Source organism: Salinimicrobium marinum (assembly GCF_014651535.1).
GTDB classification, from domain to species: domain Bacteria; phylum Bacteroidota; class Bacteroidia; order Flavobacteriales; family Flavobacteriaceae; genus Salinimicrobium; species Salinimicrobium marinum.
In genome coordinates this window covers 778,690-799,272 of sequence record NZ_BMXB01000001.1, presented here as the reverse complement: position 1 = coordinate 799,272, position 20,583 = coordinate 778,690, and the positions used below count along the sequence as shown (strand labels likewise).

General features: G+C 41.6%; 15 protein-coding genes and 1 pseudogene. 11 read left to right on the top strand and 5 right to left on the bottom strand.

The genetic code is table 11. The annotated features are described in order from the left end of the window. Positions 1 to 8 precede the first annotated feature (8 nt). The 5 genes from IE056_RS03420 (at position 9) to IE056_RS03400 (ending at position 6,041) form a co-directional block, all read left to right on the top strand. Positions 9 to 1,025 (top strand): PorP/SprF family type IX secretion system membrane protein, encoded by a 1,017-nt coding sequence (locus tag IE056_RS03420; RefSeq protein WP_189603265.1) that lies wholly within the window; start codon positions 9 to 11, stop codon positions 1,023 to 1,025. 195 nt (positions 1,026 to 1,220) lie between these two features. After that, on the top strand, positions 1,221 to 3,095 hold the full coding sequence (locus IE056_RS03415) for a T9SS type B sorting domain-containing protein (protein WP_189603264.1): 1,875 nt from the start codon (positions 1,221 to 1,223) through the stop codon (positions 3,093 to 3,095). A 67-nt stretch (positions 3,096 to 3,162) separates the two neighbouring features. After that, positions 3,163 to 4,182, top strand: a complete 1,020-nt coding sequence (locus IE056_RS03410) for a PorP/SprF family type IX secretion system membrane protein (RefSeq protein WP_189603263.1) — start codon at positions 3,163 to 3,165, stop codon at positions 4,180 to 4,182. Positions 4,183 to 4,277: 95 nt separating this feature from the next. Further along, positions 4,278 to 4,787: a hypothetical protein gene (locus tag IE056_RS03405; protein ID WP_189603262.1), complete on the top strand. Its 510-nt coding sequence runs from the start codon at positions 4,278 to 4,280 to the stop codon at positions 4,785 to 4,787. 66 nt (positions 4,788 to 4,853) lie between these two features. Further along, entirely contained in the window at positions 4,854 to 6,041 is a 1,188-nt protein-coding gene (locus IE056_RS03400; protein WP_189603261.1) for a DUF4126 domain-containing protein, read from the top strand. A gap of 44 nt (positions 6,042 to 6,085) precedes the next feature. Here IE056_RS03400 and IE056_RS03395 read toward each other — a convergent pair whose 3' ends face one another. Continuing rightward, positions 6,086 to 7,234, bottom strand: coding sequence for a sensor histidine kinase (locus IE056_RS03395; protein WP_189603260.1), 1,149 nt, complete (start codon positions 7,232 to 7,234; stop codon positions 6,086 to 6,088). A 545-nt stretch (positions 7,235 to 7,779) separates the two neighbouring features. Here IE056_RS03395 and IE056_RS03390 point away from each other — a divergent pair. Next, entirely contained in the window at positions 7,780 to 9,669 is a 1,890-nt protein-coding gene (locus IE056_RS03390) for a T9SS type B sorting domain-containing protein (protein ID WP_189603259.1), read from the top strand. 139 nt (positions 9,670 to 9,808) lie between these two features. Here IE056_RS03390 and IE056_RS03385 read toward each other — a convergent pair whose 3' ends face one another. The 4 genes and pseudogenes from IE056_RS03385 to ypfJ form a co-directional block, all read right to left on the bottom strand. Then, positions 9,809 to 10,861: an NAD(P)-dependent alcohol dehydrogenase gene (locus tag IE056_RS03385; protein WP_229793635.1), complete on the bottom strand. Its 1,053-nt coding sequence runs from the start codon at positions 10,859 to 10,861 to the stop codon at positions 9,809 to 9,811. 166 nt (positions 10,862 to 11,027) lie between these two features. Further along, positions 11,028 to 11,735, bottom strand: coding sequence for an SGNH/GDSL hydrolase family protein (locus tag IE056_RS03380; protein WP_189603258.1), 708 nt, complete (start codon positions 11,733 to 11,735; stop codon positions 11,028 to 11,030). 157 nt (positions 11,736 to 11,892) lie between these two features. Then, positions 11,893 to 13,377: an aminopeptidase P N-terminal domain-containing protein gene (locus IE056_RS03375; RefSeq protein WP_189603257.1), complete on the bottom strand. Its 1,485-nt coding sequence runs from the start codon at positions 13,375 to 13,377 to the stop codon at positions 11,893 to 11,895. Between the two features lie 63 nt (positions 13,378 to 13,440). Next, a pseudogene (gene ypfJ, locus IE056_RS03370) lies at positions 13,441 to 14,306 on the bottom strand (KPN_02809 family neutral zinc metallopeptidase). A 224-nt stretch (positions 14,307 to 14,530) separates the two neighbouring features. Here ypfJ and nirB point away from each other — a divergent pair. The 5 genes from nirB to IE056_RS03345 are packed head-to-tail and all read left to right on the top strand — an operon-like array spanning position 14,531 to position 20,564. After that, positions 14,531 to 17,044 (top strand): nitrite reductase large subunit NirB, encoded by a 2,514-nt coding sequence (gene nirB, locus IE056_RS03365; RefSeq protein ID WP_189603256.1) that lies wholly within the window; start codon positions 14,531 to 14,533, stop codon positions 17,042 to 17,044. A 17-nt stretch (positions 17,045 to 17,061) separates the two neighbouring features. Continuing rightward, positions 17,062 to 17,439 (top strand): nitrite reductase small subunit NirD, encoded by a 378-nt coding sequence (gene nirD / locus IE056_RS03360; RefSeq protein WP_189603255.1) that lies wholly within the window; start codon positions 17,062 to 17,064, stop codon positions 17,437 to 17,439. A gap of 12 nt (positions 17,440 to 17,451) precedes the next feature. Then, on the top strand, positions 17,452 to 18,030 hold the full coding sequence (locus IE056_RS03355; RefSeq protein ID WP_189603254.1) for a DUF4202 domain-containing protein: 579 nt from the start codon (positions 17,452 to 17,454) through the stop codon (positions 18,028 to 18,030). A gap of 3 nt (positions 18,031 to 18,033) precedes the next feature. After that, on the top strand, positions 18,034 to 19,854 hold the full coding sequence (locus IE056_RS03350; RefSeq protein WP_189603253.1) for a sensor histidine kinase: 1,821 nt from the start codon (positions 18,034 to 18,036) through the stop codon (positions 19,852 to 19,854). Positions 19,855 to 19,901: 47 nt separating this feature from the next. Next, entirely contained in the window at positions 19,902 to 20,564 is a 663-nt protein-coding gene (locus tag IE056_RS03345; protein ID WP_189603252.1) for a response regulator, read from the top strand. Positions 20,565 to 20,583: the final 19 nt, after the last annotated feature.

The following is a 20,583-nucleotide window of genomic DNA, read 5'->3' as shown; positions in this document are numbered from 1 at the left end:
GTCCAGACATGAAACAGCTATTTATAATATTTTCTTTCATCAGCCTTACTTTCTCCGGAAATCTTAAGGCTCAGGAAGTCATCCCTACCTATTCCGATTATTTAACCGATAATTTGTACCTGCTCCATCCTTCCATGGCCGGGGCCTCCAACATGAATAAAATAAGGCTTACTGCAAGACAGCAGTGGTTTGATGTGGAAAACGCTCCCAGCTTGCAAACCTTAAGCATACACGCCAGGGTAAGAGAAAAAGTAGGAGTAGGAGCCATCGCTTTTAACGACCAGAACGGAAATTTTTCCCGCAGGGGAATTTACGGCACCTTCGCCTATCACCTGCTATTTTCCAGGAGTGAATTAGACCTGAATCAGCTTTCCTTTGGGATAAGCGGCGGGATGATACAGCATAGTCTGGACCAAAGTGGCTTTTCAGGTTATGATCCTATGATCGGGGATCGTTTTGCTTCAGATATTTATGCAAATATGGATGTAGGGGCCTCTTATTATTATTTCAATTTTTTCGCTCATCTTACCGCTAAAAATATACTTTCTGTTGAACGCGAGTATTTCTTTTCAGATGCTGTTCCCAGCAACCAGCGGAAATACCTCTTCTCCACCGGATATGTGATCGAAACCTACAGACGTACCTGGAGCTATGAACCTTCTGTATTATTCCAATGGCGGGAAGCATCGGGCGAAAAGACCATCGACCTTAACCTGAAGGTGTATCGTGACCTCGAATACGGCGGATTATTTGCCGGAGCTTCCTACAGACGCAGCTTTGAAGGTGCGGAATATACTGCCGAAGGAAGAGGTGTAAAAAATCAGCATTTACAGTACCTCACTCCTTTTGCCGGATTCGAACACCGTAATTTTCTCTTTGCTTACACGTACAGTCAGCAGTTCAATTCGGTGGTAATGAGCAACACCGGATTCCATCAAATCACCCTGGGTCTCAACTTTGGCGAGAATAGAGGAAGATACGAATGTTTCTGCCCCGGCGTCAATCAGAAAAGGAAAAGAAGGTAGTTAAAAGAAAATTTCGAATAAAAAGAAACGAATCTAAATCTGGTTTTTAAGCAAAGTGAAATCTTGGTGTAGAATTTTGAAGTTTCTTCACCCGGAAAGGTTTTATTTTTAACATGACAGCGGGTTTATCTGCTTCTTATAGAATATTCCTCCTGTATGAATTGTTGTTAGTCGGCAATTTGTACATTTGAGAGAATGCGAACCATCTCCTTCCTCTTCTTCCTATTATTTTCTTCTGCAACCTTCGCCCAGTTAGGCTTTTGCGAAGGAAGTAAGGGAGATCCCATCTTTCATGAAGATTTTGGTGCGGGCAACTCCAGCGGACCTGCGCTACCAGCAACAGTCACGAGTTATAGGTATGTAACCGGAGATCCGCAGGATGGGGAATACACCATTTCCAGCCGCATTGGACAGGATATTGACAGCTGGCATACCAGTTTACCTTCCACAACCCTATCAAATGGAAAGGCATTGATTGTAAATGCAGATTATACATCGGGCAGGTTTTACAAAACGCAGATTTCCGGACTCTGTCAAAATACGACGTATGAATTTTCTGCTTATTTAATGAATATCTACAATCGCTCACAACCAAATTGCCCAAATGGAGGAATACCCATAAATGTACGCTTTGAAATCTGGGATGAGACAGACAGCTTCCTCCTCAAAGAAGGAAGTACCGGCTCCATTGCCTCCACTTCCTCTCCTCAGTGGAAACAGTTTGCCCTCACTTTTCAGTCTCAGGCGGGACAAAGTTCGATCATCCTTAAGATGTTCAATAACGCAGCCGGCGGCTGTGGAAATGATCTTGCCATTGATGATATCATCTTCAGGTCCTGTGGCGATCTTACGACCGTAACTCCTGAAAATGCAACCGCCAGTCGTCTTGATGTTTGTGAAGAAAATGCTCCCTTAAATATTACCCTGAAAGCCACTCCTGATCATACCGTTTATTCAACCCATTTCTTCCAGTGGCAGGAAAGCAGCGACCAGCAAAACTGGACAGATATTACTGGCGAAACAGGAGACACCTATACCACAAATTCCATAACTTCCAGCACTTATTATCGCGTGAAAGTTGCCGAAAATGCTTTAAATCTTCAGAATAACCTGTGCAGTTCTGCTTCCGAAGCATTTTTTGCAAATATTGTGGAAACGCCAAATCCGCCGGTGAGTTCGGGAAATGTCAGCATATGCAGTAATGATCCTTTTCCGGAATTACTTGCTGGTGTTGAAGCCGATGAAAGTGTGAACTGGTATGATGCCCCGAGCGGCGGAAATCTTCTAGCCGAAAATACCAAAACTTATATTCCGAAGGAGGAAGGAACTTTTTATGCTGAAGCCGTTAAAGCCAGTTACAACTGTGCACCCGGTAACCGCACTGCCATCACCTTTACTATTGTAGCATCTCCAGCTACTCAGGATGAGGTGCTTTATCTATGTGAGGGTGCTACGTTAACACTGGATGCAAACCTACCCAACCTAAACTACGCCTGGTCCACCGGCGCAACAAGTGAGACTATTACTGTTTCTACGGAAGGGAATTACTGGGTGGAGATTACCAATACGGGAGGTTGCAGCGTCACTAAAAATATTAAAGTACTGCCTGTTGAGATGCCTTTGATCACAGAAATTTCTTCGGAAAGCAGGCAGATAAAGATAAACCTGGAAACTGAAGGCGCATTTGAATTTTCCATAGACGGATTGAATTTTCAGGAATCAAATATTTTTGAGGATGTTGACGGCGGAATTTACACAGCCTACGTCAGGGATTTAAGCGGCTGCAATATAATCCAGGAAGAATTTGCCCACCTTGTAATTCCACAATACATCACTCCGAATAATGACGGCTTTAATGACGTTTTCGAACTTAAAGGAGTGACCTTTTTAGGAGTATCACAAATTCGGATTTTTGATCGTTACGGCAAACTTTTGAGCACCGGCTCAGGCCAGCATTTTAAATGGGATGGCAGCTTTAACGGGCAGCCTCTTCCTGCAGAAGATTACTGGTACGATATATTTATTGAAGGATTTGAAAATATAAAAGGTAATTTTAGCCTTATAAGATGAAAATCCTGACCATTAAACATCCTAATTTCTACAACAGAAAACGTATGGAAACAAAACTACACCTCCCATGAAGTTACTTTTAAAGATTTTCTTTTGTTTTTTTAGCTATATTTTTTCGGCTAACATAGCTGCACAGGAAGTAATTCCCACGTATTCAGATTACTTGACAGACAATCTCTATTTGCTGCATCCATCTATGGCGGGTGCTTCCAATATGAACAAGTTGCGGCTCACAGCGAGGCAGCAATGGTTTGATGTGGAAGACGCCCCAAGCCTGCAAACGCTTAGTCTGCACGCCAGGCTGGGAGAAAAAATCGGGGTGGGCGGAATCGTTTTTAATGATCAAAACGGAAATTTTTCAAGAAGGGGAGTCTATGCAACCTTTGCTTATCATTTGCTCTTTTCAAGAAGTGAACTCGATCTTAACCAGCTTTCGTTCGGGATTAGCGGGGGTCTGATTCAGCATAGCCTGGATCAAAGCGGCTTTTCAGGATTTGATCCCTTGATTGGGAATGGCAGAGCATCAGATTTCTACGGAAATATGGACGTTGGTGCTTCTTATTACTATTTCAATTTCTTTGCGCACCTAACAGCCAAAAATATTCTTTCGGTGGAAAGAGAAGATTTTTATTCAGATGCTGTCCCGGCAAATCAGCGGAAATATTTGTTTTCAACAGGATATGTGATCGAAACCTACAAAAGGTTCTGGAGTTTCGAACCTTCCATAATGTTCCAGTTGCGGGAGGCCACAGCCCAAAAAACCATAGATCTGAACCTAAAAGCTTACAGGGATTTAGAATCCGGCGGTCTTTTTGGAGGGGTTTCTTACCGAAGAAGCTTTGAAGGCGCCGAATACACTACAGATGGAACAGAAATTAAAAATCAGCACTTACAATACCTCACCCCTTTCGCCGGATTCGAATACAAGAACTTCTTATTCGCTTACACGTATAGTCAGCAGTTTAATTCGGTGGTAATGAGCAACAGCGGATTCCACCAAATCACCCTTGGCTATAACTTCGGGGAAAACCGCGGAAGATATGAATGCTATTGCCCCGGGATAAATCAAACCAGAAAGAGACGGTAGAAAATACATTTTTCAGAAAATGATAATAACAACTTTATTATTGGGAAATTTTTCAGAAATACCCAATATTTAGATTTTAATATAAACTTTATAAAATGATTTGGTTAAACCTTAAAGAACTTGAAAGAAGACTGGCAAACGGAGAAGTAACCGAGCGAACCGGATTCCAATACCTGCTTACCCTTATGATCTTCTTTTCTATTGCACAACTCCTTCCGGACGATTCTCCTTTTCCAGAATACTGGTGGGATTTTGCAGATTTCCTGCTTGGCCTTGTGATCATGATCTTTGGAATAAGTTCTACTTTTAAAATCAATAGCAAAGGCGGGAAAAAGGATTATTTAAAACGGTATTTGTCTCTTTCGTTCGTAATTTCTCTAAGGCTGGCAATTTTCCTGTTTCTGGTTTATTTGATTTACAAGATCATCATGTTCGTAATCCCAGGTGACCTGTACCTTTTACTTGATGGAATTGCATCAGAAAATATTTTTCAGCTGCTCCTCTCCACTGGAATCTCCTTGCTGTATTATTTTTTATTAATCCAATCTTTCGAAAGGGTAAATATGAAACACAGTTTGGAAGCCGGTGAGTTCAATGCTGCATGAAGTTCTAATGTCATGATCTGAAAAATAAAAATAAGTCTCTATTTTAGGTATCCTAAATAAGAAGAAATGTCTGTAGTACAAGTTGTCGCCATCCTTGGTTCCATTCCTCTGTTCTCCCTAAGGGCATTTCTTCCGGCTTTTCTCACGGCGCTTTTACTTACGTATCCTGAATATTTTCCGGGGTTGGATGCTGTTCCTTCCCTTCCTGAAGATGCATTTCTTTCTAAAGACTGGGTTTTGATAAGCCTCGGAATCCTAAGCATTCTGGAAATTGTGGGGGATAAAAGTTCTGAAATAAGGAACCTGTTGAAAAATGCAGAACCCTATTTCAAACCCCTTTTCTTTTTACTGGTAAACTTGGGATTTATGGATGAAGTTTCTGTAGAGATCCTTCAGGAAGTACAGCTGGCATCCTTTGATCCGTTATGGATTTTGCTGGGACTGGGAACGATCACTGTTCACTGGCTCTCTTCCTTTAGAAGAGATTTTATCAGTTTTCTGGAAGATATTGATGAAGACGATAATCTCTTCATCGGAAAAATAACCAGCTGGCTAGAAGACAGCCTGGTGCTGTTCGGATTTTTCCTGTTGATCTTTACAGGTCTTGTGATGGTCTTGATCTATTTTCTGGCTATTGCATTTCTGGTGTATCTGAGTAAAAAGTACGAGCGGAAGCTAGAAGAACAAAAAACAGTCTGTCCCAATTGCGGGGAAAGCAACCTTCCCTTTGCTGTTAAATGCTATAACTGCAAAGAATCTCAACCGGCAGTTCATGCCATCGGAATTCTCGGACAGCGAAGGGAGAAGTTAATCTCTGACGTAAAAAAGCATCAGTTAAACCTGATTTCCCATAGAAAATGCCCCGACTGCGGAAACAAACTTAGCAGCACAAAAATTTATCAAATATGTAATAAGTGCGGAAGATCCTTATTCGTATCTCCTTCAGAAAAAGAATTTTTAAAACATCAGGACAGGAAATTCTATAAAATCACCGCCCTTTCTTTTGTACTGGGATTTATTCCTGTGGTGGGATTTTTAATGAGTACAGTAATGGCAAACATATATCTATTTTCGCCCTATCGCCGGTATATTCCCAAAGGCAGTTCCTTTCTCACAAAACTATTTATCAAGATACTCACCTTGCTCCTGTTTATTTTGGGAATAGCATTAGGATTTATCGCTGCACCGGCTTATATCATCATGCGATATTTTATCTGGAAGCGTCATTTTTACAAGCGGTTAGAAAAAAGCTAAATATATTTTCAGAAACACCAATGGAAGGCCCGGATAAATTCAGATTAATTACCAGTAAATTCGTAATTGAGGGTAGCTTTCATTTTTCCGGGTTTGTTTTTGGTCTTGTCAAATGAGACCGTAAAACTTGTTCCGAGCTCCTCACTGCTTTCTAGTCTAACTTCCCCGCCATGAGCTTCGGCTACTGCTTTTACTAAGGTTAAGCCCATGCCCCAGCTTTTAACTCCGCTGTAACTGGCATTACGGGTAGTATTCATAAACTGAAATATCTCCTGTTGTCTTTCTTCGGGAATGGGATTTCCGAAGTTGTGCACTTTCAAGGCAAAAAACTGTTCCTTTTCTGTAATAGAAATAGTCACCGGCTTATCCCGCTGTCCATATTTTATGGCATTGCTCAGCAGGTTTTCCAGTACCCTTCTTATCATGGTTTCATCGAATACACCAACAATCTCCTCATCGTTACATTTCAAGATTATTTCGTTGGAATAAATTTCGGAAGCCTCGTTGTACACAGATTTTATACTTTCCGATACGTCAACACTGGTAAATTCCAGGGTGATCCCTTCTCCCGCTTCCACAGTAATGGAATCCAGCAAACTCTCCACAAGATCAATTGATCTCTTCATGCTGCTTTTAGCCAGTTTCCTGATCTTTTCAAAACGTTCTTCCCCGTCTTCATAATTCATCATGCTAATAGCAAGGTAAGCAGCAGAAATTGGGTTTCGCATATCATGCGCGAGGATGCCAAGTAATTTTTGTCGCATTTCCTGAAGAGATTCACTAAAAGCACTTCCTGAATACAACATGGCATTTTCAATGGAATATTTCAAAACTACTCCTACTTCTGTATTGTACGCCTTCTCCTGAATCAATAAATCGGTAAGAATTCTATGAAAAACAATATATTCCCGCAGTATTTGATCTACCGTGTAACCGCTAGTGGTCGCTCTGTGTCTCCCATGTTCAATACTATTTTCAAAAATCTCCTTATAGATCGCTTCTTCCTTTAGAACATCCATCTTCCCATAACGTTCCATAATGGTAATAATATCTTCCAGAAGGTGCGGCACATGATCCATTAAAGCCAGTTTACTGTTTTCTGTGGAAGCCATTATTTCTTTTTTCACCTTTTCCATCCAGGAATTAAAAATATCTTCCTTCCGTGCCTCCAAAACCTGTGCTGCTTTCTTCATTCAATACCACTTTTATATAGCCCGTAAAGGTACGGCTTTCGCTTCTTCTCTTAAAAAATTGTGAAATAATTTTATTCTGAAGAATTATATACAAGAGGTTTCTTTTTACAAAACCACATGAGAATGAAATATTTATTCACATCTCACGCAACCAATTTGAAGTTTCAGGTCATATAAATAAAAACATCTATGAAGTAAGCTTTTAATAATGTCTAATAGAACCTGGCAATAATTACCTGGATTTAGCCTTTTTTATAACCGTCCGGATGGTGGTACTTTGGTAGTAGGGTTAGTAGAGTGCCACAATATTCCGGACGGTTTACTTTTAATTAGCTTTCTGTTTTACATAGTTTTATGCTCTTTTTTCCAGGTTTAAAATCTAGAAAACAAACTTACTTTTCTGCTAAAAATTTTGTTAAAGAAAGCTAAAACATTCTTAGATTTGGGCACCGGCTTTTCCTCCCGCGTGCCAACAGATTTTGCAATTCAGTCAGTACCACGAAAGGATTTTTTTTTAAAAAATAAGCCGAAAAGAACAACATCTTATGCGGCGACTTTTTCTTATTTCACTCTTCCTTCTGCAAGGTGTAAACCTTTGCGCTCAGGAACTTATTTGGGAAGAAACTATTGGAGGAGAAAACATTGATTGGCTTCAACACGCTTTCGAAAATAAAGCCGGAAATTATGTTTTTTCCGGATACTCACATTCTCAAATATCAGGAGACAAGACAGAGCATTCCAGGGGATACAGTGATTATTGGATTGTGGAAACGAATCCAGCCGGTCAAATAATCTGGCAAAAAACCATAGGAGGAAATTATTACGAAATAGTTGTAAAAACCCTTGAGCTGGAAGACGACACCTATCTTTTGGCGGGAAATTCCTATTCAGATATTTCGGGAGAAAAAACGGAATCAAGTCGCGGAGACCGCGACCTGTGGCTGGTAAAATTGAATAAATCCGGAAACATTGTATGGCAGCATACGTATGGCGGTGATGGCACCGATGAATTATCGGATATTATTGTAACCAAAGACGGTGGTTTTATAGCTACTTCAGAATCTTCTTCTACCATTTCGGGGGACAAAACAGCTGCTCTCCTAGGAGGTACAGACATCTGGGTACTTAAACTGGATGCCAATGGAGAAATAGAGTGGCAACAGAGTTATGGAGGAAACCAGACCGATATAACCCCAAAAATCCATGAAACGAACCGGAATAGCTTTGTAATCGCCGCATCATCTGCTTCGGGAGTTTCGGGAAGCAAATCTGAACCTTCCCGCGGATTTGGTGATTACTGGATTTTTGAAATTGGTGCTGATTCCGGCATCATTTGGCAAAAAACCATTGGCGGCAATAATGGAGATTATATAAGAGATTTTGTAGCCACTTCGGACGGTGGATATATTTTAGCAGGAGACTCAGGTTCCGGTATAAGTGGTGAAAAAGATTCCGCCGTAAAAAGTTTTGTGGATGTATGGCTGGTAAAAGTTAGTAATACCGGAACTATTGAATGGCAAAATACCTATGCGGGAGCAAATCAAGCTGAGTGGCTGGAGAATTTAGTTCCTTCTGCTAGCGGAGGTTTTTTAATTTCTGCAATGTCCAGTTCTGATGCCGGTTGGGACAAAACTGAAAACAGCCGGGGAGACAGAGATTACTGGATGCTAAAAATAACCGACGACGGACAGATATGCTGGGATAAAACCCTTGGTGGAAACAGCCTGGATCAACCTTTGGGTGCTTTTGAAGACAGTGAAGGCAACTTTGTTGTTGGCGGCTGGACAGATTCAAATGCTTCGGGCGAGAAGACCGAAAACTCCATGGGAGAACGGGATTTCTGGATCACGAAAATAAGTCAGCCGGAAATAAAGGATCCCGAAGCAAATATTCCCCCTCCGCTCACTGCCTGCGACCGCAGTGGTGACGGATTTACAGAATTTGACCTGTTGGGGCTTCACGAGGAAATCATTGGAGACCAGGAAAATATCAAGGTGGAATATTTTGATGAGGATTGGAATACCCTGCCTTCTCCCCTGCTAGATCAATTCAGGAATACAGTGAAGAACCAGCAAACGATCAATGTAAGACTCACAAATCCTAAAATAAGGTGCGTACAAACAGATTTTCAAATCCTGCTGAAGGTGAATGATTGCGGGGATGATGAAATTGATGGTAATATTGGGTTTCCGAAATTTTTCACTCCCAATGGAGATGGGTATAATGATACCTGGAAAGTAGATATTACCCGAGTGACGAACGTGGAATTCATCTACATCTATGACCGTTTTGGGCAACTGTTAAATCAGTTAAAACCTGACACCGGTTGGAACGGAGAAAGCAACGGCAGAGCAATGCCCGCCGATGATTACTGGTACCGCGCCATTACTGCTGAAAACCGATCGATCACAGGACACTTCAGCCTTATAAGATAATTTCTTCCGAATAAAAAATCCTGAAAACATCCTCTGTAAATGGACTGTCTTCAGGATTAATTTATTTTGCTTCAGATTGATTTCAACCTGAATCTATATAGGCTCCGAAAAATCTTCCGAAGCAATTAACTTAAGAAATCTACTTTTCCTTTAGAGATTTCATATCTATCACAAAACGGTATTTCACATCTGAACTTACCACACGTTCGTACGCTTCATTGATATTCTGAATATCGATCATCTCCACATCGGAAACTATATTGTGCTCTCCACAAAAATCCAGCATTTCCTGGGTTTCTTTGATACCACCAATAATTGATCCTGCTATACTTTTACGGCCTACTATAAGTGCGCCGCCATGCATAGGTTCCAGTGGCTCAACTGCCCCCACCATTACCATGGTTGCATCTCGTTTTAATAATCCTAGATATGGATTTACGTCATGTCCCACCGGCACAGTATTCAGCAGAAAATCAAAAGAGCCACGATGTTCGGCCATTTGTTCACTGTCTTTGGAAATCAATACTTCATCTGCTCCAAGTTCTTTGCCATCCTTGCTTTTTTCGGGCGAAGTGGTGATCATTACAACATGAGCTCCCAGTGCATGTGCGAATTTCACTCCCATGTGTCCTAAACCACCTAAACCAATTACTCCTACTTTATCGCCTTTTTTGACATTCCAGTGCTGCAATGGAGACCAGGTAGTGATCCCGGCACAGAGAAGTGGTGCCGCTGCTTTTACATCGATATTTTCAGGCATACGAAGCACAAACTTCTTATCTACTATGATATTTTCTGAATAACCTCCAAAGGTATGTCCGCCCAAATGTTCATCTTTTCCATTGTAAGTCATTACCACTCCGTTTTCGCAGTACTGCTCCAGACCTTCTTTACAGGAGTCACAATGCTGACAGGAATCTACCATACAACCAACTCCAACCAAATCCCCTTCTTTAAATCCCGAAACATTTTTTCCCACCTGCATCACACGGCCGATGATCTCATGACCCGGGACCACAGGATATTGCGAACCTCCCCAGTCATTGTTTACGGTGTGTATATCACTGTGACAAACGCCACAATATTCTATATCTATTTGTATATCGTCCTCCTTTACTTCCCGCCTCTTTACTTCAAAAGGCTCCAGATTTGCAGCAGGTTCTTGTGCTGCATATGCTTTCACTTGACTCATTTGTATATCTATTTTATTACTTAGTACTTAAAAGTACTTCATAAGCTTTCCGGTTCCAATAATATAGACTGGTTTAACTCCTATTTCACGTTAATTCACAAGAAGTTACCGACTCAGAAAAACCGGAATAAAAATTGAAGAAGTATAAAATATTTTGAATAGAGGATTATTCCTTTTTACCCAGAGCTTTTGCAATTGCCGCTTTTGCCAAAGGTTCCATCACGAGGTATCCTTCTTTGACGGGATGAACCCCATCCTCACCATAAGCATCTTTTAATCCCTTTTTATCATCTACCATAGCGGAATAAAAATCGAGATAAACATAGCCATTTTCATGGGCATAATTTTCAAGCCATTGATTCACTTCCGTGATTTTTTCGACTGGATCTATTTGTTCCCGCCATGGATATTTGTAAACCGGCAAAACAGAAGCCAGGATTACTTTGATATCATTGGCCACTGCCAGCTGCACCATGGCCTCAATATTATCTGTGATCATTTTGACTGTAGAACTACCAGTGTTACCTGCAATATCATTGGTTCCGGCTAAAATCACCACCGCCTTCGGATTAAGATCGATTACATCGGGCGTGAACCTTATCAACATTTGAGGAGTGGTTTGTCCGCTAATCCCGCGCCCTACATAATTGTTTTCAGAAAAAAATTCGGGGTGTCTCCACACCCAGTTCTCGGTAATGGAATTCCCCATAAAAACGACAAGGTCTCCAGAAGAATTCCCTTTAATTTTGGCATTTTCAGCCCGATATTTTTGAAGGTTTGCCCAATCCTGTTTCATTAATTTGTCAAAATCTGATTCCTGTGAATAAACCATACCGGTTGCCAGAATTAATAAAAGAAAGAGAGATTTTTTCATAGTTTCTGAATATAAAAAAGGTTTTTGAAAAGCCGCTTGTTCCCGGATTCCTAGAGAAAAATGGTCTTTAATAAAATCAGGATCATCAGGATAATAAATAATCCTATACCTGATAGTTGGTTGTTTTCTTCGTTGAAAATTTTCACTTGATAAGCATTTAATTCAGTTTTGGAAGTGTATAGTCTTCAAACGGACTGCTCTCCTTCATGAGTTCCTCAATCTCATCAGATTTTCTGGGTGCTTCCGCAGAAAGATTTACGGGTCCGTTTTCTGAAATCAGGATATCATCTTCGATCCTAACCGCAATGCCATACCATTTTGGGTCACAATTACTGCCTTCAGGAATATATATTCCAGGCTCAACAGTGATCACCATGTTTGGCAAAAAAGCTTCCCCAAGTCCGGCGTCATGAACATCCAGGCCCAAATAATGAGAAGTGCCGTGAGGAAAATATTGCCGTGCTTCCTGTTCGGTGTTAACAATTCCTAATTTTACAAGGCCTTCATTGATCACTTTTCGGGCGGCGGCATCGGGTGCTCCAAAAGGATTTCCAACCAGGGAAGCAGCAATTCCCGCTTCCTGTGCTTCATAAACCAGGTCATAGATAGCCTTTTGTTCGGGAGTAAATTTTCCGTTTGCAGGAATGGTGCGGGTAACATCTGCCGTATAACCATGATATTCAGCACCAAGATCCATCAACACCAGGTCATTACCCACTTTTGTTTTATTGTTTTCAATATAATGCAGCACACATCCATTATGGCCAGCACCTACAATGCTGGGATACCCTTCATATTCGCTGCCGTATTTCTTGTAGACATACTCATGGATTCCCTGCACCTCTGTTTCGGACATGCCGGGGTGCATGGACTTCATGATCTCCCGCTGTCCCATCGCCGAGATACGAATTGCTTTGGTAAGTAACTTCATTTCTTCTTCCGTTTTCACCTGGCGCAGGCTTGCCATAAACTCGCTGAGAATCCTGGTATCTGTTTTTGCTTTCTTAACCGAAATACTGGAGGAGGTTTTCAGTTCTTTATTCAAAGGTTCATTTTCCTGTGCTTTGTTCTGCAGATCATACCCTATCTGATTTTTAAAGGTATTAACCAGATCAAAAAGGTCAGCAGCATCCCACTGGTTATCCCGATAATCGTTCTGAAACTCTTTAAAAAATACTTTATCAAAATTCGCATAATCTATTCCAGAATTTACAAATTCGCGACCATTAAATGCTATTTTAAAACCCAATTTTTCTTTCGCTCCGGCAACTCCAAGCCGGTAACCAGTCCATTGTTCTGCCCGTGCACTTTTTTCCTGCACATACAACACCTCATTGTAACTTTCACCATTATTATCTTTCTGTTCTTCAGAAAAAACGAGCAGAACCGAATGCGGCTCTTTATAGCCGGTTAAATAATAAAAGTCGGGATCCTGATGGTAGATATAATCCACGTCATTTGCCCGGTTTCTCACAGGATTAGCAAAAAATACTGCCACAGAATTCCTGGGCATCTGTTCCCGAAGCGCCTGCCGTCTATCCTTATGAAACCCGGCCGGTAAATAATCGGTAGGAACACCTTCCTGTGCAAAACTCAAAGACATAAAAAGAAAAAAAAACAGGAGGGTAAACAATGATCTCATAGATGTAATAGTTGATTGAGCAGGAAAAATAAGAATATTTTAGCTGTTACGGAGAGGAGCCGCTTATTTTTTGATCCTTTTATTATAATTCAGTACTTTTGAAAAAGTATCTCCTTCCTTTCTATCTCCGGATTAAATCCTTTCTGAAACCAGCTCATTCGCTGTTCTGAGGTGCCGTGAGTAAAAGCATCGGGTACTACCCTGCCCGAAGTTCTTTTCTGAATGGCGTCATCTCCTACAGCGCTTGCTGCACTCATTGCTTCCATTATGTCACCGCGCTCCAGGTATTCGTTGTTATGATGCGCCCACACCCCGGCATAATAATCGGCCTGCAACTCCAAAGCTACCGACAGTCGATTTGCTTCTGTTTCATTTATTTCCTGCTGAAGCTGCCTTGTTTTTCTGGAGGTTCCAAGAAGAGTCTGAATATGATGTCCCACCTCGTGAGCAATCACATAGGCCATGGCAAAGTCGCCCCCTTCCGCTCCAAATCGTGTTTGCAGCTCATTGAAAAACCGAAGGTCCATGTATAACTTTTCATGTGCCGGACAGTAAAAAGGACACGATGCCGAGAAAGCCCCGCCACAATCGGCGCGTACAGCATCAGAAAACAACACCATACCGGGTTCTCTGTAATGGGTATTGTGTGCCGCGAAAACCTCGTGCCAAACATCCTCGGTATCCGCGAGGACTGTTGCGGTAAAATCCCCCAGTTCTTTTTCTTCGGGAGTTAGTTCCCGCTCTTCTGTTGAAGCCGGCAACTGATCCTGCAATTGATTTGTAATTGCTGAAATATCACCGTCGGTAAAAAACTGGATGACAAGAAACAAAACAGCTATGACCCCACCACCAGCTGCAATTTTACCACCCGTAGAGCGCCCCCTGCGATCGTCAACGTTTTTACTTTTTCTTCTGGCTTTCCATTTCATAATTTTCCGGTTGTAATTTTCTTCAAAATAAAAATAGAGGCATGGGGCCATGTTCAATATTTTATAAAACTGCAGCTAATTAAATTATTTCTTCGAAAAAAAAATTCTACTAAACCCCTTAATTAACTGACAGTCAGCTATAATTTTCGGAAAAAAATACTTTTTACTTTATACGTATAAAAACTTACGTATTTTTACTTATATTTGTTTTAAATACGTAGTTTATGAAAAGAGTTATCGTAGTAGGAAATGGAATGGTAGGCTATAAATTTTGTGAAAAGTTGGTAACTAAACCTCAGAGGGAAGAGTATAAGGTCATCGTATTTGGGGAAGAACCAAGCCCGGCTTATGACCGCGTACACCTAAGCGAATATTTTTCGGGGAAGTCGGCAGAAGAGTTACTATTAGCCCCGAAAAACTGGTATAGTGACAACAATATTGAGCTACGTACTTCAGAAATGATTTCAGGAATAGATCCTGAGAATAAAAAGGTCACTACGTATAAAAATGAAGATTTTGAATATGATTACCTTGTCCTTGCAACAGGTTCTTCAGCATTTATTCCTCCTATTGAAGGGTCCCATATTCCGGGGGTGTTCGTGTACAGGACAACTGAAGATCTGGATGCGATCAGAACCTTTGCCTCCAAATTAAAACCGGAAGGAAAAAATAAAGCAGCTGTTTTGGGCGGCGGACTTCTAGGTTTGGAAGCAGCCAATGCCGCGAAGGAACTGGGAATGAAAACCAGTGTGGTGGAATTCGCACCCCGGTTAATGCCAAAGCAACTGGATGAGCCGGCAAGCAAAATGCTTCAGTCAAAAATTGAAGACCTTGGAATCCATATTCTTACCAACAAGGCCACGATAGAAATAACAGGAAAAAATGCCATTGAAAAAATGGAATTTTCAGATGGAACACACCTCGAAACCAATATGCTTATCATTTCGGCGGGAATAAGGCCTCGGGATGAAGTTGCCGGAAACTCAGGTATCGAGGTCGGAAAAAGAGGTGGAATCAAGGTAAATAACAAAATGCAGACATCTGCAAAAGACGTGTACGCTATTGGGGAAGCCGCACTTTACAATGACGGAATTTACGGCCTCGTCGCACCCGGGTACAATATGGCCGAAGTGGCAGTGGAGCAGATCACCGGCGGCACAAAAACAATGGCCGACCATATTGATATGTCCACTAAACTTAAACTTATTGGTACAGATGTGGCCAGCTTTGGTGATCCTTTCATAGAAAATGAAGAAGTAACTGCCATTAATTATGAAAACAAGCAAAAAGGCATTTACAAAAGGATCAATGTCACCAAAGACGGAAAGAAACTTTTGGGAGGGATCCTTATAGGCGATGCTTCAGATTATAATAACCTGTTCCAGATTTATATCAACGGTATGAAACTTCCGGAGCACCCTGAAGACCTTATCCTTGGATTCCGGGAAGAAGGCGAATCGGCTATGGGCTCGGTACTGGACCTTCCCAATACTGCACAAATCTGTTCCTGCGAAAGTGTTTCTAAAGGTCAGATCTGTAATTCTATTAGCAGCGGGGAATGTTCTTCCATGGAAGATATTGTAAAGCTAACAAAAGCTTCTACAGGCTGCGGAGGTTGTAAACCAATGATCACAGACCTTCTCAACGAGTCCCTGAAATCTATGGGCAAAGAAATAAAAACCAACCTTTGCGAACATTTTGAATTCAGCCGGCAGGAACTTTATGACCTCATCAAAATAAACAAGGTAAGGAATTTTGACGAAGCTCTGAATTTGTTTGGGAAAGGACATGGTTGCGAATTATGCAAGCCCCTGCTCGCTTCCATTTTTGCCAGTCTGAATATGGAAACTGCCAACCAACAAGTGACCATTCAGGATAGCAATGACCGGTTCCTGGCCAATATTCAACGTAACGGAACTTATTCGGTAGTGCCGAGGGTTCCCGGGGGTGAGATCACTCCGGATAAGCTGATGGTAATAGGCCACGTAGCCAAAAAATATGATCTCTACACCAAAATTACCGGAGGACAACGTATCGACCTTTTTGGTGCAGAACTGCATCAACTCCCCCACATTTGGAGGGAACTTATCGAAGGAGGCTTTGAGAGCGGACATGCCTACGGAAAATCTCTGCGGACCGTAAAAAGCTGCGTCGGATCTTCTTGGTGCCGCTACGGAATGCATGAAAGTGTGGGATTTGCTATTAAAATCGAGGAAAGATATAAAGGCCTGCGCTCCCCCCATAAATTAAAAGGCGGGGTTTCCGGATGCATTCGTGAATGTGCCGAAGCCCGTGGAAAAGATTTCGGATTAATTGCCGTAGAAGGTGGATGGAACCTGTATGTTTGCGGAAATGGTGGCGCCACGCCAAGACACGGAATCCTCTTAGCTGAACAACTGGATGATGAAACCTGTATCAAATACCTCGACCGCTTCCTCATGTACTACATACGTACTGCCGCTCCTTTAACCCGTACCGCTCCATGGCTGGACAAGCTGGACGGCGGAATCGAATACCTGAAAAAGGTGGTTATAGAAGACTCTCTTGGCATTGCCGAAGAACTTGAACAAGACATGCAGGATCTGGTAAATAAATACGAATGTGAATGGAAGCAAGCTATTGAAGACCCTGAAATGATGAAGCGGTTTAAGCATTTCGTCAATTCACATGACAGTGACGACAATATGGCTTTTGTCCCTATGAGAGAGCAAAAAATGCCAAAACCCTGGGTAAAATAAAATTAAAAGAATCAGCCATGCAAGACCTTCTAAGTCAGTATCACTCGGTAGAACCACAAAAGGTAAAAACCTGGATCAAAGTAGGAGCCACCTCAGAATTTCCTGAGAATGGCGGGGCCTGTATAAAATACAAAACCAGGCAAATTGCAGTTTTCAATTTTAAGCGGGATTCGCAATGGTACGCCTGTCAGAATCTTTGTCCCCACAAACTTGAAATGGTTTTGTCCCGTGGCATGACCGGAGATTCAAAAGGAATCCCCAAGGTTGCCTGCCCATTGCACAAAAAAACATTTTCACTCAAGGATGGTAGCAATCTCAACGGTGAAGATTACAAAATTGCGGTATATCCTGTAAAAATTGAAAACGAAATTGTCTATATTGGCTTTACAGACTAGTAAACCATCTTTATGAGCAAGTTCGAAAAAGCCGTTAGAATTATAGATCAACATAATGCTGAAGACCCAAATAAAGAAGTTTATCAGGGAAAAGAATATCCCAAGGAGCTTTTATACGCAGAGCGAATGTCTGAAAAGCTTCTGGATTTTGAGCCCGAAGCATCAGATGAGCTTCAAATAGCAGCCCGGGCACAGCACATTTGCAGGTGGAAATATCCTCGCAGTAATTACCCCATGGACAGGCCGGGTTATTTAAGATGGCGTGAAGAATTGAAGAAAATACATGCAGATCTTACCGCAGATATTCTGAAAGAAGTAGGTTATGATGAAGATTTTATTCAACGAGTCTCTTTTTTGATACGGAAGAAATTGATCAAGAAGAATGAGGAGTCCCAGACCATTGAAGATGTGGTTTGCCTGGTGTTCCTTCAGTACTACTTTGAAGATTTTGCTGCCAAACATGAGGACGAAAAAGTGATTGATATCGTAAAGAAAACCTGGGCCAAAATGTCTGCTGAAGGACATGAAGCTGCCCTGCGACTTCCGCTTTCTTCAGAAAGTCTCAGGCTGATAAAAGCAGCCCTTGCTTAAAAAATGACAGAAACAGATACTTCCTTAGACCAACGTACATTTAAAAAACTAAGACGGTTATACATCATAGCCTTGACTGCCGTGGCCTTTTCGGTATTTATAAGTCAGGTGTTGATAGGCAAATTCCTTGAAGAACAAGAAGCAGATTCCCGGCTGGTCAACATGTCCGGAAGGCAACGGATGTTAAGTCAGAAGCTCACCAAAGAAAGCCTGCTCCTTGCCGGGACAGAAAATCCCGAAGCAAGACAGCAGATCAAGAATGAGTTTTCTGAAACCCTGCAGCTCTGGACTACTTCTCACCAGCAACTAATAAGGGGAAGCGATAGTTTGGGACTTCCCGAAAAACACCATGAGGAAATAGCGGAAATGTTCAACGAACTCACCCCCTATTACAACAGCATAGTCGCAGCTTCGGAAGCTATTATTGAAAAAGTGGAATCAGATCTGACAATCCCGGCAGAAGAATTAGCTGCTGAAATGGAAACGATTAGACAGAATGAATCAGATTTTTTACTGATCATGGATACCATCGTTGATCAATATGACAGCCAGGCGTATGAAAAGGTTACCCGACTACAGAACCTGGAAGTTTTCCTTACTATCTTCACCTTATTAATCATTCTCGGAGAATTTATGATCATCTTTTTACCCACGGCAAAAGCCGTTAAAAAGAATATGCGGCAACTTATGGAAGCTGAAAGCAATGCCGTGGAAATGGCCCATAATGCAGACGAACTAGCGGCAGCCAAAGAAAAATCTGTTCGCAAGCTCCGTGCGCTTGGAGATGCTATGGACGAGATATTGCTTTTTGCCCGTATCGCACAGGACGGAACCATTCTGCACATGGGAGAAAAATTCTCGAGGCTTTTTAAAGTTAGGCAATTCAACATGGAACCAAAATTTTCCGAAGTACTTTCCATTCATGAGAACGAGCAGCTGGCGATAGAGCGTATACTTTCAGAACACAGAAAATCTGGCTGGCAGGGAGAGATCAAAGCTACCACCCGTGATAAAAAGCATATTTGGCTGGAAATGGCTATTGTGCCATTCCGTTCGGGGGAAGATAAAAACGAGCTTATCATAATTTGTGTAGACATCACCAAAAACAAGGAAGCTCAAATCAAGATCGAACAACTTACTAAGAATAGCTTTGAAGAAAAAATGCGGCAGCAGAACATCATTTCCAGAAAAATTATAGAGAACCAGGAAAATGAGCAAAACCGGATCGCAAAAGATATCCATGACGGAATTGGCCAAATGCTTACCGGACTCAAATATACCTTGGAAAGTCTCGATCTGGACGATCCTAAAAATGCAGAAATGAAGATAGACAGGTTAAAAAGCCTGACTTCAGATATTTTGCAGGGCGTACGCACCGCCACCTTCAATCTTACTCCTCCAGAACTCACCGACTACGGAATTGTACCTGCATTGCAGAAGCTTACACAGGAACTGTCCAACCTAACCGGGAAAGAAATCATTTTCTTTAATAAAACCGATTTCAACAGCCGCCTCGACACACTCATCGAAATAAACCTCTACAGGATTACACAGGAAGCAATCAATAATGCCATAAAATATGCCGGTTCCACACATATCATCGTCACGATGACCCACAGCAAAGATCTTTTGAGCATTAGCATAGATGATAACGGAAGAGGCTTCGATCCCTATGAAATAAAAAAGGATAAAAGCGGAAAAGGCGGAATGGGAATGACTTTTATGAAGGAACGAATCAAATATATTAACGGAAGATTGTTTATTAATTCCTCTCCAAATGAGGGAACTAAAGTGACCATGAATATTCCCCTAATAGAATCTTAGGTAGTTATACTTAAAAATGAGTAATTTAGTACGTATAAATTAAGCAGATGGAGCCCATAAAAGTAATTTTAGCAGATGATCATATCCTGGTTCGTGACGGCATAAAGTACCTGATCGAAAACGAAAAGAATATTGTAGTAATCGATGAAGCTTCCGACGGAAAAGAGGCTTTGGATGTTATTGACAGGAACAAACCAGATCTGCTCATTGTAGATATTCGTATGCCGGAGATGACGGGAATCGAAGTGGTTCGGCAATTAAAAAAGGATCATCCCGAAGTAAAAACCCTGGTCTTATCGATGCATCATTCGCGGGAGTATGTGATCCAGTCTATCCAGGCAGGCGCTGACGGATACCTGCTGAAGGGTTCCAGTAAAGAAGAATTTGTAAAAGCCGTACGCACCATTGCGGCGGGCGGAAAATATTTTACCGGTGATATTTCTGAAATTCTTATCAGCAATTTCGTAGATGGAGATCCAAAAGTCCGGCTGCAGGAAGAATCTTCAGTAGAGGCATTGGATATGCTTACCAAAAGAGAAAAACAAATCCTGGAACTAATCCTGGAGGGAAAGAACAACAAAGAAATAGGCGAACACCTTGACATCAGCAAAAGAACAGCCGAAGTCCACCGCTTCAATCTCATGAAGAAACTAAAAGTAAAAAATCAGGTGGAACTCACTCATAAGTTGAGGGAACTGAATTTGATTTAAAGCTGCTTTCTGTGATTAG